At 36.9% G+C, this 19,536-nt stretch carries 16 protein-coding genes and 1 tRNA gene; 13 read left to right on the forward strand and 4 right to left on the reverse strand.

Translation table 11 applies throughout. From position 1 onward, the window contains the following. Positions 1-184: 184 nt before the first annotated feature. Positions 185-622, reverse strand: coding sequence for an RrF2 family transcriptional regulator (locus tag C8N28_RS06320; protein ID WP_132222754.1), 438 nt, complete (start codon positions 620-622; stop codon positions 185-187). Between the two features lies 1 nt (position 623). After that, complete coding sequence (gene uvrA, locus C8N28_RS06325) at positions 624-3,440, reverse strand: excinuclease ABC subunit UvrA (RefSeq protein ID WP_132222755.1); 2,817 nt, start codon at positions 3,438-3,440, stop codon at positions 624-626. 237 nt (positions 3,441-3,677) lie between these two features. Here uvrA and C8N28_RS06330 point away from each other — a divergent pair, with 237 nt between their 5' ends. Beyond that, entirely contained in the window at positions 3,678-4,286 is a 609-nt protein-coding gene (locus tag C8N28_RS06330; RefSeq protein WP_132222757.1) for an RNA polymerase sigma factor, read from the forward strand. Here the strand turns inward: C8N28_RS06330 and rocD are convergent. Continuing rightward, a complete protein-coding gene (gene rocD / locus C8N28_RS06335; RefSeq protein ID WP_317127318.1) occupies positions 4,252-5,523 on the reverse strand; it encodes an ornithine--oxo-acid transaminase in 1,272 nt (423 codons plus the stop codon). The genes C8N28_RS06330 and rocD overlap by 35 nt on opposite strands. 101 nt (positions 5,524-5,624) lie before the next feature. Between rocD and C8N28_RS06340 the strand changes: the two genes are divergently transcribed. After that, entirely contained in the window at positions 5,625-6,080 is a 456-nt protein-coding gene (locus C8N28_RS06340; protein WP_132222759.1) for a DinB family protein, read from the forward strand. Positions 6,081-6,563: 483 nt separating this feature from the next. Beyond that, positions 6,564-7,388: a sugar phosphate isomerase/epimerase family protein gene (locus C8N28_RS06345; protein ID WP_221410212.1), complete on the forward strand. Its 825-nt coding sequence runs from the start codon at positions 6,564-6,566 to the stop codon at positions 7,386-7,388. Between the two features lie 70 nt (positions 7,389-7,458). On the opposite strand, the gene C8N28_RS06350 is transcribed toward C8N28_RS06345, so the two are convergent. Next, positions 7,459-7,532, reverse strand: a tRNA-Met gene (locus C8N28_RS06350). 175 nt (positions 7,533-7,707) lie between these two features. On the opposite strand from C8N28_RS06350, the gene C8N28_RS06355 reads away from it, so the two are divergent. The 10 genes from C8N28_RS06355 (at position 7,708) to C8N28_RS06400 (ending at position 19,534) form a co-directional block, all read left to right on the forward strand. Continuing rightward, on the forward strand, positions 7,708-8,085 hold the full coding sequence (locus C8N28_RS06355) for an START-like domain-containing protein (RefSeq protein WP_132222763.1): 378 nt from the start codon (positions 7,708-7,710) through the stop codon (positions 8,083-8,085). Positions 8,086-8,113: 28 nt separating this feature from the next. Next, positions 8,114-9,547, forward strand: a complete 1,434-nt coding sequence (locus C8N28_RS06360; protein ID WP_132222765.1) for an LptF/LptG family permease — start codon at positions 8,114-8,116, stop codon at positions 9,545-9,547. 74 nt (positions 9,548-9,621) lie between these two features. After that, on the forward strand, positions 9,622-10,836 hold the full coding sequence (locus tag C8N28_RS06365; protein ID WP_132222767.1) for a bifunctional 3,4-dihydroxy-2-butanone-4-phosphate synthase/GTP cyclohydrolase II: 1,215 nt from the start codon (positions 9,622-9,624) through the stop codon (positions 10,834-10,836). Positions 10,837-10,969: 133 nt separating this feature from the next. Continuing rightward, complete coding sequence (locus tag C8N28_RS06370) at positions 10,970-11,296, forward strand: hypothetical protein (RefSeq protein ID WP_132222769.1); 327 nt, start codon at positions 10,970-10,972, stop codon at positions 11,294-11,296. A 151-nt stretch (positions 11,297-11,447) separates the two neighbouring features. After that, a complete protein-coding gene (locus C8N28_RS06375; protein ID WP_132222771.1) occupies positions 11,448-12,560 on the forward strand; it encodes an ATP-binding response regulator in 1,113 nt (370 codons plus the stop codon). Positions 12,561-12,583: 23 nt separating this feature from the next. Next, the gene (locus tag C8N28_RS06380) at positions 12,584-16,630 is read left to right on the forward strand and encodes a response regulator (RefSeq protein WP_132222773.1); all 4,047 of its coding nucleotides are present in this window, start codon (positions 12,584-12,586) and stop codon (positions 16,628-16,630) included. Positions 16,631-16,660: 30 nt separating this feature from the next. Continuing rightward, positions 16,661-17,047, forward strand: a complete 387-nt coding sequence (locus C8N28_RS06385; protein WP_132222775.1) for a response regulator — start codon at positions 16,661-16,663, stop codon at positions 17,045-17,047. Next, entirely contained in the window at positions 17,025-17,855 is an 831-nt protein-coding gene (locus tag C8N28_RS06390; RefSeq protein WP_394345265.1) for a CheR family methyltransferase, read from the forward strand. Before C8N28_RS06385 ends, C8N28_RS06390 begins: the two co-directional genes overlap by 23 nt. After that, complete coding sequence (locus C8N28_RS06395; protein WP_132222779.1) at positions 17,845-18,420, forward strand: chemotaxis protein CheB; 576 nt, start codon at positions 17,845-17,847, stop codon at positions 18,418-18,420. The genes C8N28_RS06390 and C8N28_RS06395 overlap by 11 nt, the downstream gene beginning before the upstream one ends. Positions 18,421-18,562: 142 nt before the next feature. Next, positions 18,563-19,534 (forward strand): polyprenyl synthetase family protein, encoded by a 972-nt coding sequence (locus C8N28_RS06400; protein ID WP_132224898.1) that lies wholly within the window; start codon positions 18,563-18,565, stop codon positions 19,532-19,534. The last annotated feature ends 2 nt before the right edge of the window (positions 19,535-19,536 follow it).

A 19,536-nucleotide genomic window follows, 5' to 3' on the forward strand; every position in this document is an offset into this window, starting at 1 on the left:
CAATAAATTACATTTAATTCATAGTGTTAGCCTGCGCTATTCAAAACACATACACATTGAATATAAATTGAACTTCTCCATACTACATTGCAAATATATATATAATCCCTATGTATTTGGTATACTTTAAATGCAAATAAACAAAAAAGTTGCAATTAGCTGATTATCAAACATAAAAATTCCGTTACAATTTCAATATCGAAGAAGATTCCTTCTCAATAATATCAGCGATACTGGTATCATTTAATATTTGTAACATCGCGTCACGAACTTCTACAAAGGTATCACGGATGCCACATACCTCTTCTGATTTGCACTCATCACACTTCTGATAGAAGTTCAAACTAACGCAAGGCAGCAAAGCAATAGGCCCGTCCAATAGTCGGATAACCTGCGTTAAACGAATATCTTTTGGATCCTTGTTTAAGCTGTATCCTCCTTTCGCGCCCTTTACACTATACAATAAACCTGCATTGCGAAGCTCAAGAAGAATCTGTTCCAAAAACTTTTTAGGAATCTGCTCTTCTGTTGCTATTCTCATTATCTGAACAGGTTGAGCACCGTAATTTTTCCCTAAAAAAATTAATGCCTTTATACCGTACTTTGATTTTTTTGTTAACATGTTAAATCGTATTAGTAAATGCCTTTAAATGAGGAGCAAGATATTGACCTGTGTAAGACTGATCACAATTTACAATATCTTCTGGTTTACCTGCAAACACTATTTGTCCACCCTTCTCTCCTCCTTCCGGACCAATATCAATAAGCCAATCGGCACATTTTATAACATCCATATTATGCTCTATAACAAGAATTGTATTCCCTTGTTCCAATAATGCATTAAAAGACTTCAACAGTTTTTTAATATCATGAAAATGCAATCCTGTGGTCGGCTCATCAAATATAAACAAGGTATTCTTACAAGCATTACCTTTTACAAGGAAAGAAGCTAATTTAATACGCTGCGCTTCTCCGCCCGATAATGTATTAGATGATTGCCCGAGCTGCACATAACCCAAACCAACATCTGATAATGGTTTTAATCTGGCGGCAATTTTAGGATGATCTTTAAAGAACTCCAAAGCCTCATCAATGGTCAACCTTAATATATCAGCAATTGATTTCTCATTATAAACCACGTCAATCACATGTTGTTTAAATCGATTTCCATCACAAGCCTCACACGGAAGATAAATATCGGCAATAAATTGCATTTCAACCTTAATCTCCCCTTCGCCCTGGCAAACATCGCAACGACCACCCTCTACATTAAAAGAAAAGGAAGAAGGTTTTAACCCCAAAGCTTTGGCTGAAGGCAAACTACTATATAAATTCCTGATCTCATCCCAGGCTTTCACATATGTAACAGGATTTGACCTGGAAGAACGGCCTATTGGGTTTTGATCAACCATTTCAATATGTTCCACCAAATTAACATCACCCTCTAAGCCATCAAATAAACCTGTTTGCTCACCCGCATAACTACCAATCGCCTTTTGCAGCGCAGGATATAATATTTGCTTAATCAATGAAGTTTTCCCAGAGCCCGAAACCCCCGTAACAACCGTAAACACCCCTAAAGGAAAAGTAACATCAACTCCCTTCAAATTATTTTGCCGCGCGCCCTTTACAATAACAGAAGAGTTCCATGAGCGTCTATAAGAAGGTGTTTCTATAGCCTCTCTGCCACTCAAATATTTACCCGTATAGCTTTCTTCACTTTCTAATATTCCATCATAATCTCCAGCATATACCAACTCTCCTCCTTGCGAACCAGCTTCCGGCCCAATATCAATAATGTAATCGGCAGCCTGCATCATCTCTTGTTCATGCTCTACAACAACAACTGAATTACCAACATCACGCAATGATTTTAACACAGAAATTAATCGGTTTGTGTCTCTTGGGTGCAAACCAATACTAGGTTCATCAAGCACGTAAATAGATCCAACCAATGAACTTCCTAAAGAAGTAGCCAGGTTAATACGTTGCGATTCTCCGCCTGACAAGGAATTCGACAACCGATTTAATGTTAAATAAGGCAAACCAACTTCGTTAAGAAAAGTTAAACGATTGTTGATTTCCAATAAAAGCCGTTTTGCAATTTTAATTTCCGTATCAGTCAATGTTAACTGCTGAAAAAACTCCAACGCTTTTGCAACAGGCAACAATACAACATCTTGAATAGACCGACCATTTATTTTAACATAGGCTGCATCTTTCCGCAAGCGTGTACCCCTGCATTCAGGACAATCTGTTTTACCTCGATAACGAGAAAGCATAACCCGATATTGAATCTTATAGGCATGTTCTTCCAGGTCCTTAAAAAAAGCATTTAAACCTGAGAAATGTTTATTGCCTGTCCATAATAATTCTTTCTGCGCTTCTGTTAAATCGCTATAAGAACGATGAATAGGAAAATCAAACTTAAGAGCATTATCAACTAGCTTATTTAACCATTCACCCATCTTCAATCCACGCCATGGAGCAATTGCTCCGTCGTATACAGATTTACTTTTATCTGGGATCACCAAATCCGGATCAATTCCAATTATCTTTCCATAACCTTCACAACGAGGACAAGCGCCATAAGGATTGTTAAAACTAAAGAAATTCGGGCTTGGCTCTTCAAAGCTCATTCCATCACTCTCAAACAAATCACTAAAAAGATACTCTTCTCCATTGGCTTCAATGGTACAAACTCCCTTTCCTTCAAAGAAAGCAGTTTGTACAGAATCTCCCATTCTACTCATAGTTTCCTCTTCTCCATCAACACGGATCCGATCAACCACAATAGAAAGGTCTCCCACTTTAAGCATCTCATTTGGAATAGACTGATCTTCCAAAAGAGTTTCAGTTTTCTCTATAACGCCCATCCATTTCACCCTCACAAAGCCCTTTTGCAGTAAAATAGAAAGCTCCTCTTTTAAAGTACGTTCATTATGAGGCTGTAGCGGACTAAATAAGGTTACAACTGTGTCTTCCGGCAAAGCAATCATAAAGTTTACAACCGAAGTCACCGTATCTTTTGTTACTTCCTTGCCCGAAATCGGAGAAATAGTTTTCCCAACCCGGGAAAAAAGCAACTTTAAATAATCATAGATCTCAGTAGAGGTTCCAACTGTCGATCTCGGATTACTCGTAATTACCTTTTGCTCAATCGCAATAGCTGGTGCTATTCCTTTAATATAATCAACCTCTGGTTTATTCATTCTGCCCATAAATTGGCGGGCATAAGACGACAGGCTTTCAATATATCTCCTTCTACCTTCTGCATAAAGCGTATCAAAAGCTAAAGAAGATTTCCCTGAACCCGACATCCCTGTAATAACTACAAGTCTATTCTTGGGTATAGAAACATCAATGTTTTTTAGATTATGAACACGAGCTCCTTTGATCAAGATATGGGTTTTGGGGTTTTCAGCGGTATTTCCTGCCATAAAAATTTCGGATTACAGTATTCAAGAAATTAGTGAATACGAATTATTTACAAAAATAATGAATATGTGGCAGAACACATTATTTTATAGATTATTCTTTGTTTTATAAAAAAAAATGCCTTTTTTTGAGCCGTTACAATTTCTTAATAGGATTTTAACTTTTAACACAGATACTATCGCATAAACTACTACTTAATTATTACTTTTTATTTAAACGAAAAGAATAAATAGCGTAGTATGGACCTACTGTCAAGAACTGACCAAGAACTGATACATTTCTATCTTTCCGGAAACAATACCGGATTAGAAACGTTGATTAATCGACATAAATCAAAAATATATACATCTATATTCTTACTGGTAAAAGATACGTACCTGGCTGAGGATTTATTTCAGGACACTTTTATTAAAGTTATTAAAACTCTGAAAAACGGTAAATATAACGAAGAAGGTAAATTTCTTCCATGGGTTATGCGAATTGCACACAACCTGGTTATAGATTATTTCAGAAAAGAAAAACGCACTCCGGTAATTACCAATTACGATGGCTTCGATATTTTCGATGTTTTGCATTTTTACGATGAAAGCATTGAAGACCAGCTGCTAAGAGAGCAGACGCATCAAGATTTACGAACGATGATACAAAGGCTTCCTGATAGCCAAAAAGAGGTATTAATTATGCGACACTATGGAGAGATGAGCTTTAAAGATATTGCTGAAGCAACCGGTGTAAGTATTAATACGGCTTTGGGAAGGATGCGTTATGCTATTAACAATTTAAAGAAAATGATGGAAATTAAGGAACTATCACTTAATTCTCAAAAGCTTCCAACGTTTTTACAATAATAGCAACACACTCTAATAACTGATCTTCAGTAATAATTAATGGCGGAGCAAAACGAATGATGTTACCATGGGTCGGTTTTGCTAACAGACCATTATCCCGGAGGGCTAAGCAAATATTAAATGCAGTTTCACTTTCTTCAGTGTCGTTAATAACAATTGCATTTAACAATCCTTTACCTCGGATTAGCTTAGCGATCTTACTATGAGCGGTATAGTCGTTTAGTTTGGTCCGGAATAGATGACCCAGCTTTTCAGCATTTTCAGCAAGATTTTCATCTTGAATTACCTGCAAAGCAGCAATAGCAACCGCAGCGGCAATCGGGTTTCCACCAAAAGTAGAGCCATGCTGTCCGGGTTTAATAACATTCATAATGCTATCATTAGCCAGAACTGCCGAAACCGGATAAACTCCTCCTGAAAGCGCTTTCCCTAATATTAAAACATCTGGCTGAACGTTTTCATGATTTACAGCCAACAATTTACCTGTCCGCGCAATACCTGTCTGCACCTCATCAACCATCAATAGCACGTTGTATTTTGTGCAGAGTTCTCTTATCTTAGCTAAATAACCATCATGAGGCACAAAAACACCAGCCTCTCCTTGAATGGGTTCAACCAAAAAACCGGCAATATTCTTATTGGTTGCCAATACAGTTTCTAAAGCCTCAATATCGTCATAAGGAATCCGAATAAATCCGGCTGTATACGGACCAAAGCCACCTCGTGAATCAGCATCGCTTGAGAAAGAAATGATAGTCGTTGTTCTGCCGTGGAAATTATTCTCGCAAACAATAATTTGTGCTTCTCCCTCCTGAATACCTTTTTTCTCATAAGCCCACTTACGGCAAATTTTCAATGCGGTTTCTACTGCTTCAGCGCCTGTATTCATCGGCAATACTTTATCAAAGCCGAAAAGTTGAGTGATATACTTTTCATATATACCCAATTGATCATTGTAAAAAGCACGCGAAGTTAACGTCAGCGTTTGTGCCTGATTTACCAAAGCTTCCACAATTTTTGGATGACCATGCCCCTGATTCAAAGCAGAATATGCCGACAAAAAATCAAAGTATTTTTTACCCTCTACATCCCATACAAAAACCCCTTCTCCTCTGGCTAATACAACCGGCAAAGGATGGTAATTATGAGCTCCATACTTATTTTCTAATTCAATATAATCAGCCGATGATTTTTTATTCTTGAGCAATGACATTCTACTTCCGGATTTACTTTTCAAGCAATTTACAAAAAATATAATAACAGTTTTAGATTATCAGCTATCTTTGGTATCAGAACAAAGATGTATAAAAACATCCTTACAATAACTTCTTAAATCTTATGAAAAACATCAGTTTTCTAATCAACATTCGTACTACCACACTTCTTGCAATACAAGATCTCTCACCCGATCAGCTCAATGAAATTCCATCCGGATTCAACAACAATATTATTTGGAATGCAGCACATCTGGTGGCTTCCGAACAGCGAATGCTTTATTCAAGAAGCGGACAAACCCCTCTTGTCTCATCCGAATTTTTCGACAAATACCAGAAAGGTACACGTCCTGATGGATATGTTAACGAGGAGGAAATTGAAAAGATCAAAAAGCTTCTTATCTACTCTATTGAGAAGTTTGAAAAGGATTATAAAAACAACTTGTTTACGAGCTATGACTCCTGGACTACCTCTTATGGAAATAGCATATCTGATCTCGATGATGCTATTACCTTCTTACCTTTTCATGAAGGCCTTCACCTTGGCTGCATAAAAGCACTTAAGAAACTTGTAAAATAGTTCAGGCTCTCTTAAAAGCCCCTTTATCCATTCAAGTCATACCCAAACAATCCTTGAACAGAAGATGTACAGTCTTTGACCAGTCCTTTTACCACTGTTCAAGGACTGTTTAACCACTGTTCAACCACTGTTTGACTACTGTTTAATTAAAACCAATCTTTCTACATAATTCTGTTAGCTATGACGATTGTATTATCGTTCACTAACAGCGCTTCTTCCAATACAGTTCTTAGGGTCTCAATTTTTAAAAGACTAATAGATAGGCAAATGAGCAATGCTTTGGCAACGATTGCGCAGATTTTCTTGACCTAATGTAACATCTTTGTAATTTCCATTTAGTAATATTGTGTATTGACCATCTAAATATTTACGCCGTTCATTAGAGCGTAATACCAGTTATATTAAGCACCTATTGCTATGAAAAACAAATTATCCAGGCGAGATTTTATACAAAATAGCCTAGCCGTCGGTATCGGTATCTCTATGACCAACCCTTTGTCGGTTTTTGCCATGCAGAAGGAGCAGCAAATGCGCCTGGGCCTGGTTACTTACCAGTGGGGAAAAGACTGGGACCTGCCAACGCTGATTGCTAATTGTGAGAAAACAGGCTTTTTAGGCGTGGAGCTCAGAACACAACATGCGCATGGAGTAGAAACCAGCCTAAACGCTATTCAGCGCGCAGAAGTGAAAAAACGCTTTGCTGATAGTTCAGTTACTTGTGTAGGCTATGGCTCCAATTTCGAGTACCATAGTCCAGACCAGGCGAAGCTTCGTGAAAATATTGAACAGACAAAAGAATACATCAAACTTTGCAAAGATATTGGCGCAACGGGAATCAAAGTAAAACCTAATACCTTGCCAGCTGGTGTTCCAAGAGAGAAAACCATTGCTCAGATTGCTGCTTCGCTTAATGAAGTGGGTAAATTTGCGCAAGATTACGGACAGCTCGTCAGGGTGGAAGTTCACGGACCTATTACTGCTGAAATTCCCAATATGAAGGCAATCTTTGATCAGGTGAACGAGAAAAATGTAAAAATATGCTGGAATAGCAATGACCTGGATCTGGCGCCTCCCGGTTTCGCAGGAAATTTTGATATGTTAAAAGAATGGATTGGAGACACCGTACATGTTCGTTCATTAAACGTTGAAGAATATCCGTATCAAGAATTGTTAAATTCATTAGCAGGCATCAACTATAAAGGATGGATACTGCTGGAAGCAGCCAATGAAGTTCCAGACAGGATTACTGGTATGAAAGAACAATTGAAGCTTTTTAACGGCTTAAAAGCAAATATCAAGACGAAATAAATAGAAGTATCTGCTTTCTTTAGCACATAAAAAAAGGAGACACTATGTAATAACATGGTGTCTCCTTTAGTAGCGGGGAGCAGAATCGAACTGCCGACCTCAGGGTTATGAATCCTGCGCTCTAACCATCTGAGCTACCCCGCCATATTAAAATGCTATCTTTCAAACAATACGCTTAATAATAATTAAGCACGTTCTGGTTAAGCATATGTCCCAAAAAAGAAGGTTGCTTTTTCGGTTTGCAAATATAGTTTAATTTCCCTTTCTTTAGAAAAAAACTTTACAATCTATTTTTGCATTTTAATTGATCAAGAGATATATGTCAGAGAAAATAAAATTCCATTTAGAATATGAAATAAAATCATCCCCCAAAATTCTGTTCTCCTTTTTAATTGAGCCAAATGCCTTATCGCAGTGGTTTGCAGATGAGGTATCAACCCGTGAACATGTATACACATTCACTTGGCATGATGATAGCAGAAAAGCTAAATTAATGAACGAAAGGGAAAACAAGCTTGTTCGTTATAAATGGTTAGAGGATGATCCTTACTATTTTGAGTTGGAAATTGTTCAAGACGAATTAACAAATGACGTTGCACTTGCCGTAACTGACTTTGCATATGAGGATAATCTCGAAGACCGTAAATCAATTTGGGATAACCAAATCGACTATCTACTAAGCGTTTTAGGTGCTTAAATCATAAATTTCTCCTTACCTTTGCAAGGTGAAAAAGATTCATGTACTTGTACTTAAGGCATTCATAAAGCCTTTCATCGTTACGTTTTTTATCGTAATGTTCGTACTCTTGATGCTTTTTCTATTCAAATATATTGATGATCTTATAGGAAAAGGCTTCGAGTGGTATGTCATTCTGCAATTACTCTGGTATGCTTCTGCAACCAATGTAGCGATGGCATTGCCTCTATCTATGCTGCTTTCATCCATCATGACCTTCGGTAATTTGGGGGAAAGTTCTGAACTTACTGCAATTAAAGCGGCAGGTATTTCCTTAAGAAAGGCAATGATGCCTTTAATTATATTCGTTTCTCTTTTTAGCATGAGCGCTTTCTTATTTAGCGATTATATGCTTCCGATAGCCAATTTAAAGATGGGCTCTCTCTTGTATGATGTGCGTGAAAAGAAAGCAGACTTTTTAATAACTGAGGGAGTATTTAACAATAGCATCCCGGGCTACGCTATCCGTGCAAAAAGTAAGAGTGAAAAGGGCAGCAAGCTCGAAGATCTTATTATCTATCAGCATACGCCAAATACCTCAGGCACCAATGTGTTGATGGCTAAAGAAGGGAAAATGTACAATTCTCCGGATAATAATTACATGGTTCTTGAACTTAAAGATGGAGTTCGTTATGAAGAAACATCAGGATCAAGAACATACAATCCGAGACAGCTTTTTACGCGTTATTATTTTGACCAAACAGAACAGAAATTCGATATGTCGGCATTTCAAATGAAAAGGACAGATGAAAACCTTTTCAAAAGCCATTATGCCATGCTGAATTTAAGGCAATTAGAATATTATGCCGATTCTATATCTCATTACAATGATAGCTTACGTCAAGAGGTATTTCAGGAGCTAGAGCCTTATTATAAGATATATTCTCAATATTCATCTGCCAAAAATGCTGCAGATCCGGTTAACTACAAGAACAACCTTCTGGAAATTATTCCCGAGGACAACAGAATGATTGCCATTGCCGAGGCTCAAAGTCAAGTGCGCTATATACAAGATGTACTTTCTATAAAATCAACCATTGACAATGAATATTCCAGCTCAATCAGACGTTATTTGATGGAGTATCAAAGGAAGTTCACCCTATCTGTAGTTTGTCTGGTATTTTTCTCAATTGGCGCACCTTTGGGAGCCATTATTCGAAAGGGAGGACTGGGTTTACCTGTTGTGATGGCCATAATTTTCTTCCTGATCTATTATGTAATTTCAACACTTGCCGAAAAGTCTGCACGAGAAGGAAATATGGATGCCACATTAGGGATGTGGACTGCAATAATTATTCTGGCACCTCTAGGAATTTTCTTAACTTACAAAGCGGCAACAGACTCTGCTTTATTTGATATTGAACAATATAAGCTTACCCTTAAAAATTTATGGGATAAGCTTAGAAAGCGAATCTCCGCTTAGTTTAATGACGGTCATATTATCTAATAAACATTCATAAAACGTACTTTTGTACAAATTTTCAATACCCATAATCTATGACAATTCGTTTAAATACAATCCAAGAAGCGATTGAAGATATAAAAGCTGGAAAAGTAGTTATCGTAGTCGATGACGAAGACCGCGAAAATGAAGGTGATTTCGTGACAGCTGCAGCGAATGCGACGCCCGAAGTAATTAATTTCATGGCAACGCATGGTCGGGGTTTAATTTGTGTTCCGCTAACCGAAGAGCGATGTGATGAGTTAAAACTGGATTTAATGGTAGGTAAGAATACAGCAGCTTACGAAACTAATTTTACAGTTTCTATTGATTTAATTGGCCACGGCTGTACAACAGGCATTTCGGCATCTGACCGTTCTAAGACAGTTAAAGCACTTATAAACCCAGAAACTAAACCAGAAGAGCTGGGTCGTCCGGGACATATTTTCCCTTTGCGTGCAAAAGATGGTGGAGTATTGCGCAGAACCGGCCATACAGAAGCTGCTATTGACCTGGCAAGATTAGCTGGTTTTGAACCGGCAGGAGTGTTGATAGAAATTCTAAAAGAAGACGGTGAAATGGCTCGCCTACCCGATTTATTACTTATAGCTAAAAAGTTTGATCTAAAGATCATTTCCATCGAAGATCTAATTGAATATCGTTTGAATAAAGATTCTTTAATTACAAAAGAAGTTTCTGTTAAAATGCCAACGGCATGGGGCGACTTTGAACTTTCTGCTTATACGCAGAAAAATACAGGTGAACAACATGTGGCTCTGATCAAGGGATCTTGGGAACCTAATGAACCTATTTTGGTAAGAGTGCATAGCTCTTGTGTAACGGGTGATATTTTTGGCTCATGCAGATGCGATTGCGGTGCGCAATTACATGCCGCTATGGAGATGATTGAAAAAGCTGGTAAAGGCGTAATTGTTTATATGAACCAGGAAGGAAGAGGTATCGGCTTAATTAATAAGCTTCGTGCCTATAATCTTCAAGAAAACGGATTAGATACTGTAGATGCTAACTTAAAATTGGGCTTTAAAGCTGATGAACGTGATTATGGCGTTGGCGCTCAAATACTTCGGAATCTGGGTGTTACAAAAATGCGTTTAATGACTAACAATCCTAAGAAAAGAGCTGGAATGATTGGTTATGGTTTAGAGGTAGTAGAAAACGTACCCCTAGAGATCAAATCTAACAAGCATAATGAATTGTATCTACGTACAAAACGCGATAAGCTTGGTCATTCGATCATGAAAAACATATAAAAACAACTGTTCAGCGTTCGACTATCATTGTGAAAAGTTTCATAAAGTCAAAATAGTTGGAAGGTTTTAAAACAAATGACAACGTATTTCTCTTTTATATTAAAAACACATTTTCTCACTTAAAAGATTTGTCATGAAAGCAAAAATTTATTCCCTATTAACAGTACTATTGTTAGCTTTTACATTTAGTTCTTCGGTTTCAGCCGCTACAACAGCTCCTGATAATCCTGCTAAAACTTATACAGACGAAGAAATAACCATTCGCATGAATGAAATGCGAGAACGTGTAAAGGAAATTAAAGAGCTGGATAAATCTGAATTGAGTAAACAAGGCAGAAAAGAGCTAAAAAAGGAATTACGTGAAATGAATAAAGAAGCGAGGGCACTCGGACAGGGGGGAGTTTATCTTTCTGTAGGAGCAATTATCATTATTATTCTATTACTTATCTTGATTCTGTAAGAAATCCATATTTAAAACACAAAAAGGGAAACTCAGGTTTCCCTTTTTGTGTTTTAAATTATTCTCATTTAATCTTTTTTGTCACTAGTTTTTTGTAAAATTGTTACTAGCTTAAACCAATCCTAAACGTATTTCACATATTTAAATCGGTATGATACTAATTGTAGATGATAAGCCCGAAAATTTGGTGTCCTTACGTGGCTTTTTAGAGCACAATAACTTTAGTGTTGATAGTGCATCATCTGGAGAAGAAGCATTACGAAAGGTATTAAAAACGATTTATTCGTTAATAATCTTAGACGTTCAAATGCCCGGAATGGATGGCTTTGAAGTAGCAGAAACTATACTGGATTATAGTAAAGCAAAAGACACCCCCATCCTATTCCTTTCTGCAGTAAATATCGACAAAGAGTTTATTACCCGCGGCTATCAATCAGGAGCGGTAGATTACATAACTAAACCTTTCGACCCTGATATTCTATTACTAAAAGTAAAAACCTTCAATCGATTATTCGAACAAAATAACCAACTAAAACAAATACAAAAATCTTTAAAGAAGGAGATTGAACAGCGAAAACTACTTGAGAAAAAGAAAGATGAGTTTATAAGCATCGCTAGTCATGAACTAAAAACTCCTTTAACGAGTATGCGGGGCTATATCCAACTATTAGAACGCATCATTAACAAAGAAAATAACGAAGACCTCAAGACATACATTTCAAAGGCCAGTTTTCAGATCAATAAGTTAGGCGACTTAGTTTCAGATCTATTAGACATATCCAATATGGAAAGTGGAAAGATGAAGTTTAATATACGCCCCTTTTCTTTTCAAGATATGCTCAACAATGCTGTCGAAAATATTCAGCACATCTTCCCGGAGCACTCTATAATCAGAAAAGGATCTGCTGATTTGATTTTCCTTGGAGATGAAATGCGCCTTGAACAGGTGGTTGTAAACTATTTAACCAATGCTATTAAATACTCGCCAGATAAACGAGAAATAGAAGTTGAATCTATCATCACAAAAGATACTTTAGAAATTCGCGTTTCAGACTCGGGGATTGGTATCTCGAAAGAATTACAAGATCAGCTTTTTGAGAAATTCTTTCGGGTAGAAGAATCTTCCAATCGCTTCCAGGGCTTAGGCATAGGACTTTATATCTGTCGCGAGATCATTCAACGCCATAATGGAATTTGTGGGGTAAACAGTCAGCTGGGAAAAGGATCCACTTTCTTTTTCAATCTTCCAATAAAGAATACTTAGATACTAATAAATCATTTCAATAAATGAGAAAGCTATTCAACAAAATCCCATTACATTTAAAATTGCTTTTTAGTGCAGTTATTCCACTGCTAGCACTATTCTATTATTTTTATATTATTCAGGCAGAAAAACAGATCAGGATCACTAGCACAGATAACTTTATAACACGCCTAAATAGTACAATTGCTACCAACAATCTAATTGATGAATTACAACAAGAGCGACGCTTCAGTTTAAGCTTTATATTAAAAAGGGAAAACAACAGTAATATAAATGGCCAAAGAGAAAGATCAGACATTGCTTTTAGTGAACTAGAGAAGCTCTCAAATGATGGCTTTACAGACGACTATAAGAAGTTTACTTTTATTGATGAGTTAGGAGAGTGGAGAAGAAGAGTGGATAGCGACAGTATTACCGCAAATGAAATACTATCAAATTATCAACTTTTAATTGACCGTTTGCAAGGAATTGTCAATATCAGAACCGACAATCCTCTTTTAATTCAAAGATCTAACAATAAATTAGAAGCCAGTGCAGCCTTATCAGAAATGACTAATTTGATTGCATTGATGCGTTTAGAGATCTACCTGAAACTTATCAATAATCCATCGATAACACCCTCTTTACTCGATTTCCAAAAAAACTATGCTCTATTCAAATCCTACGAATATGAACTTTTAACAAATGGAGATAAAGAAATCGTTAATAATTATAATAAGTTACGAGAGAGCTCAGTCTTAAATCCGACGTTAAACTTCTTTGATACGATCACAGAAACAAATGAGATCGAAAATCCAATTGATGCAGAAGAATGGTGGCGAACTTCCGCCGCAGGAATGGATGCTCTAAAAAATATGCATCAAGGTATCTTAACTAATATACAAACAGATACATTACAAATGTATCAAGACAATATTCAGGAACAGAGAACTCTTCTTATCGCCTTAATACTTATAGCTCTTTTAATATCCATAATTATCTTCTTTGCTATTAAATCTACGACCGAACAGATTAATAAATTAAAGAAAGAAGCTTATAGAATAGCCCTTGGTGAAACAGGAATTGATCTGCCTCCGTATCCAAATGATGCTCTTGGAAGGCTAGCCCAATCGTTTATTCAAATCGACAAAAACAATATAAAAATAGCTAAAGCAGCAGAGGAAATAGGGAAAAACAATTTCAATACCGAGTTTAATGCCAGAGGTGAAAAAGATAAACTAGGCCAGTCTATTTTAAAGATGAACGAATCGCTTAAAAGCTTCTCTGCATCTAAAGAAAATGAAATCTGGATACAAACTGGCTTATCAACCATCAATAGTGTATTAATAGGTAGAAAAAACCTTGAAGAGACCTGTAGTGCCGTATTAGCATCCTTAGTAAACTACTTAAATGCCGACATTGGTACTCTTTACCTTCATAATTATACAGATACCTTAGAACTTCAATGCAGTTATGCAGCCATTAACAATAATTTAATTCCTAAGGTTATTAGACTGGGTCAGAACCGTTTAGGTACAGCTGCAAAAAACATGAAACCTATTATCATAGATCATGTACCTGAAGACTATCTTGCAATAGGAAGCAGTATGGGGAAATCTCAGCCAACTCATTTATTTCTTATACCACTTGTTCAAAACGGCCAAGTAGAAGGTATTATGGAAATCGCTTCTTTTGTTTCCTTTCATAACGCTTCAGTAGATTTCATTAAGCAAGTAGCAGTAAATATTGCAAGTACATTCCAAAGCATGAAATCGAGAGTTCGGCTACAAGAACTTTTGGAAGAAACACAAACACAAACAGAAGAATTACAAACACAACACAGCGAACTAGAAAATCTCAATACAGAATTAGAAGCTCAAACACAAAAATTACAGGCTTCGGAAGAAGAATTAAAAGTACAGCAAGAAGAGTTATTACAAGCTAATCAGGAATTAGAGGAAAGAAGTAATTTATTAGAAGACCGTAATCATCTTATTATTGAGCGTAATCTGGAGATCCAAAAGAAAGCAGAAGAATTAGAATTAAGCACACGCTATAAATCTGAATTCCTGGCAAATATGTCGCATGAACTCAGAACCCCTTTAAACTCTATCTTACTTCTTTCACGCCTTTTAAGTGAAAACGGAACGAATAACCTTAGTCCGGATCAAGTAGAATATGCAGAAGTTATTCAAACTTCGGGAAAGGGTTTATTATCGTTAATTGATGAGATTCTAGACCTATCTAAGATTGAGGCAGGAAAGATGAGTGTTGAGTTCAAGTTAGAAAAGATTGATGAAATCGTCTTAAGAATGCGCTCGCTGTTTGGAGAAATGGCTAAAGAGAAACAACTGGATTTACAATTCTCTGTGAGTGGAAGTACACCAAGATCAATAACCACCGACCGCTCCCGTCTTGAACAAATTCTCAAGAACCTACTTTCAAATGCTCTTAAATTTACTGCTAAAGGGTATATTCAGCTGCGCATTGAACCAAACACAGCCGACCCGGATTTCATTGATGTAATTGTAAAAGACACAGGTATTGGAATTGCTCCGGAAAAACAAGAACACATCTTTGGGGCTTTCCAACAAGCAGATGGCTCTACGCGCAGAAAATATGGAGGAACTGGTTTAGGCCTTGCAATTAGTAGAGAGTTAGCAAGACTTTTAGGTGGCACTCTTACATTAAAAAGTAAAGTAGGTACTGGAAGTGAATTTACTTTAACGATTCCAATTGATATAAATAAACTCTCGCAGAATAGAAAAAGTGGAATAACTGCCGTCCCAGACGTCAAACCTGTTGATACCATTATTAGAGAAGAGATCGATGAGGGGGAAGGTGAGCAAACCTACATTGCTTCAGTTATTCCAGAGGAGATTCCTGACGATAGAGATAAGATCAAAAAAGGAGATAATGTCATTCTGATCATTGAAGATGATCCATCTTTTGCGAAATCTCTACTTTCCTTTACTAGAAAGAAGGGCTATAAAGGCCTTGTTGCAGTAAGAGGTGATTATGGAGTAGAATTAGCTTTTAAATATAACCCACAAGCCATTTTACTCGATTTGCAATTACCTATCAAGGATGGGTGGCAGGTTATGAGTGAATTAAAAGAAAACCCTTCAACGCGTCATATCCCTGTTCATATGATGTCATCCTATGAAATAAAGAAAGAGAGTCTTCGAAAAGGGGCCATCGACTTTATCAATAAGCCGGTTGCCTTTGAGCAAATGAATGAAATATTCATTAAACTAGAAAAAGCACTATCAAAAGGGCCTAAAAAAGTATTGATTATTGAGGAAAACCCAAAGCATGCTCAAGCCCTTTCACAGTATCTGGACAGCTTCAATGTAAAAGCTGAGATTAAAGAAAATATCCAGGATGGAGTTTCCGCACTGCAAGGCGATAAAATAGATTGTGTTATCCTGGATATGGGAATTCCAGATGAAGAAGGGTATAAAACGCTGGAAACAATTAAAGACAACCCGGGTTTAGAAAATCTACCGATCATTATCTTTACCGGTAAAAATCTATCCCGTATTGAAGAACAAAAAATTAAGCAATATGCCGATTCTATTGTAGTAAAAACAGCACATTCTTATCAACGAATACTTGATGAAGTGACACTTTTTCTACACCTGATAGAAGAAAATAAAGTAGCCGAAGGAAAAACTAAGCCTTCCAGAAAAACAGGAAGATTCAACGAAATCCTTGAAGGAAAAACTGTATTAATTGCGGATGATGACATTCGTAATATCTTTTCATTAACCAAGGCATTAGAAAGCAATAACATGAAAGTGTTATCTGCCAATGACGGAAAAGAGGCCTTGGAGATTCTTGAAGCCCATCAGGACGAAGTTGATATAATCTTAATGGATATGATGATGCCCGAATTAGATGGCTATGAAACGACTACACGTATCCGCAAAAACCCTAAAATGGCTAACCTGCCAATTTTAGCGGTTACAGCAAAAGCAATGATAGGCGATCGTGAAAAATGTATTCGTGCAGGCGCATCCGATTACATATCAAAACCTGTAGATATTGATCAGTTAATTTCTTTATTAAGAGTATGGTTATATAATTAATTAAACAAGCTGGAACCCTTAGTTTTACGTATGAAAACACAAATTTTAGTCGTTGACGATGACTCAAAAAACACTTTTGCACTACGCGCTGTACTTCAGTCAAGAGGTTTTATTTGTATACCTGCACAGTCTGCTCAAGATGGCATAGATCACTTATTAGAAAACGAAGAAATTGGCATAGTTTTGATGGATATGATGATGCCGGATATGGATGGCTATGAAGCAATAAGCAAGATCAAAGCTGAAAAAACTTTAAAAGATATACCCATTATAGCAGTAACTGCTCAAGCAATGTCTGGCGACAAAGAGAAATGCCTGTTGGCAGGAGCATCTGACTATCTGCCAAAACCAGTAGACATTGATTTACTGATAAATAAAATTAACCACTACTTAGATAATGGAATTACAAACAGTTAGAGATGAGGACATTGAGATTCTATTAATAGATTTACACCGAGCACATGGCTATGATTTTTCAGACTATAGCCGTGCTTCTATGAAAAGGAGGTTAATTAGGCTTATTACCATTGATAAATTTCCAAGTTTTGCAGAAATGCATTATCGTTTAATCCATGATAGTTTCTATTTAAGACGATTCATCGAAGAAATTACAGTAAACGTTACAGAAATGTTTCGGGATCCTGAGTTCTTTAAATACCTTAGACAACATATCATTCCAACCTTAGGCACCTATCCTTTTATTAGAATATGGGTCGCGGGCTGCGCCTCTGGTGAAGAGGCATATTCAATCGCAATTTTATTAAAAGAGGCCAATCTTTTACACAAGAGTTTAATTTATGCTACTGACTTAAATCCCCGAGTGCTGGAAAAAGCAAAATCAGGGATTTTCTCTTTGAAGTCAATCAAACAATATTCTGAGAATTACCTGGCCAGCGGCGGGTATGAAGATTTCTCATCCTATTATTCTGCAAAATATGATGTCGTTATATTTAATGAAGCACTTCGCAAGAAAGTAGTTTTCTCAACCCATAACCTGGTTTCTGACTCTTCTTTCAATAGTTTTCAATTAGTATTATGCAGAAATGTATTGATCTACTTTAATACACACCTCCAGAGTCATGTACTTGATCTGATAGACAAAAGTTTGGATAACCTGGGATATCTAGCCATGGGTACAAAAGAAACCCTTCGCTTTTCCGGCATTTCTCCAAAATACAAACAAGTAGACACAAAAGAAAAGATATGGAGGAAACATGATAGCTGATCTAATTACAATAGGAGGATCAGCTGGCAGCCTGCAGGTTATTCTCGAAATCCTTCCAAGGCTCAGGTCCGACCTGTCCACTTCCATTGTCATTATTTTCCATAGGAAAGCTACCCCTAATCCAGAAATACTGATCAACCTTCTAGCCTTAAAAAGTTCTCTTCCTATAAAAGAAGCTGAAGATAAAGAAAAGATAAAGCCTGGCGTAATATATATTGCAGCAGCCAACTATCACCTATTCGTAGAAAAAGATCATTCTTTTTCGCTTGATGCTTCAGAGAAAGTTAACTTTTCAAGACCAAGCATTGATCTCACTTTTATAACCGCTGCAGACGTTTATAAAAACCATACGATGGGCATTCTCCTTTCAGGAGCAAACTCAGATGGCATACGCGGACTTGAGGCCATCCAATCACAAGGAGGTTATTGCATAGCTCAAGATCCGGCTACTTCACAAGTACCCTATATGCCTGCAAAAGCAATTTCCAAAAAGGTGGTCGATCATATTGCAACACCTGCAGAAATTGCAGATATTATTAATAACTGTAAATCTACAGTATCCTGAATGTTTCTTTGTGGTTTAAAAAAGCACAACTATCATAACCATCAAGAGACTTATGCCCAAGTAAAATTTTACGTACATAAAGTCCCTTTCTATAAAATTCGTTATGTTTGTGCTGAAAAATTTCAAGCACTACTCTGCAAACATGTTGACACTCGGTGAGATAAAAAAACCCATTGCTGAACAACTTGATCTATTTGAAGGCAAGTTCAAGCAGTCCATGCAGAGCTCAGTGCCCCTTCTAGATCGTATAACACATTATATTGTTAAAAGGAAGGGAAAGCAGATCAGACCGATGTTTGTGTTTTTTGCAGCAGGTAACTGTGGCCTTATCAATGACGCAACACATCGGGGTGCAGCATTGGTTGAATTATTACACACAGCCACGCTGGTTCACGATGATGTTGTCGACAATTCCAATGAACGAAGAGGCTTCTTCTCTGTCAACGCTCTTTGGAAAAATAAAGTTGCAGTACTTGTAGGCGACTTCCTATTATCAAAAGGACTTACGCTTTCGATCAAAAACAATGACTTCAAGCTTCTCAAGATAATTTCAGAAGCAATGGAACAAATGATCGAGGGTGAATTATTGCAAATGGAGAAAGCAAGGCGTCTTGATATTGATGAGGCTGTTTACTTTGAAGTTATCCGTAAAAAAACAGCATCTCTTATCGCTTCTTGCTGTGCATGCGGAGCCGCATCAGTAACTGCAGACGAAGAGGTTATCCAACGAATGGGTCAATTAGGAGAAAAGATCGGCATTGCCTTTCAAATAAAAGATGATCTATTCGATTTTGGAATCGATGATGTAGGAAAACCCTTAGGAAATGATATCAAAGAAAAAAAGCTTACACTGCCTTTGATCCATGCCCTCAAACAAACTAAAAAAGCTGAAAAACGTTACTTTATTAACCTGGTGAAAAACCACAGTGAAGATTCAAAAAAGGTGAAAGAGGTAATTGACTTTGTAAAATCAAGCGGTGGCTTGCAATACGCCCACGAAAAAATGCTTGAATATCAAGACGAGGCCTTCAGGATATTAGACACCTTTCCTGAAAGTGAATACCGTACAGGACTTCAACAATTAGTACAATTTACAACAGAGCGTAAAAAATAAAA

The sequence above is a fragment of the Albibacterium bauzanense genome (genome assembly GCF_004339765.1).
Classification (GTDB): Bacteria; Bacteroidota; Bacteroidia; order Sphingobacteriales; family Sphingobacteriaceae; genus Albibacterium; species Albibacterium bauzanense.

What these genes read in the sequence shown, in the direction of transcription:
- C8N28_RS06340 (WP_132222759.1), top strand. Translation starts at nt 5,625, where the DNA reads ATGAAAAACATCAGTTTTCTAATCAACATTCGTACTACCACACTTCTT.
- uvrA (WP_132222755.1), bottom strand. Translation starts at nt 3,440, where the DNA reads ATGGCAGGAAATACCGCTGAAAACCCCAAAACCCATATCTTGATCAAA.
- C8N28_RS06330 (WP_132222757.1), top strand. Translation starts at nt 3,678, where the DNA reads ATGGACCTACTGTCAAGAACTGACCAAGAACTGATACATTTCTATCTT.
- C8N28_RS06385 (WP_132222775.1), top strand. Translation starts at nt 16,661, where the DNA reads ATGAAAACACAAATTTTAGTCGTTGACGATGACTCAAAAAACACTTTT.
- C8N28_RS06375 (WP_132222771.1), top strand. Translation starts at nt 11,448, where the DNA reads ATGATACTAATTGTAGATGATAAGCCCGAAAATTTGGTGTCCTTACGT.
- C8N28_RS06400 (WP_132224898.1), top strand. Translation starts at nt 18,563, where the DNA reads ATGTTGACACTCGGTGAGATAAAAAAACCCATTGCTGAACAACTTGAT.
- C8N28_RS06355 (WP_132222763.1), top strand. Translation starts at nt 7,708, where the DNA reads ATGTCAGAGAAAATAAAATTCCATTTAGAATATGAAATAAAATCATCC.
- C8N28_RS06380 (WP_132222773.1), top strand. Translation starts at nt 12,584, where the DNA reads ATGAGAAAGCTATTCAACAAAATCCCATTACATTTAAAATTGCTTTTT.
- C8N28_RS06345 (WP_221410212.1), top strand. Translation starts at nt 6,564, where the DNA reads ATGACCAACCCTTTGTCGGTTTTTGCCATGCAGAAGGAGCAGCAAATG.
- C8N28_RS06395 (WP_132222779.1), top strand. Translation starts at nt 17,845, where the DNA reads ATGATAGCTGATCTAATTACAATAGGAGGATCAGCTGGCAGCCTGCAG.
- C8N28_RS06320 (WP_132222754.1), bottom strand. Translation starts at nt 622, where the DNA reads ATGTTAACAAAAAAATCAAAGTACGGTATAAAGGCATTAATTTTTTTA.
- C8N28_RS06370 (WP_132222769.1), top strand. Translation starts at nt 10,970, where the DNA reads ATGAAAGCAAAAATTTATTCCCTATTAACAGTACTATTGTTAGCTTTT.
- C8N28_RS06365 (WP_132222767.1), top strand. Translation starts at nt 9,622, where the DNA reads ATGACAATTCGTTTAAATACAATCCAAGAAGCGATTGAAGATATAAAA.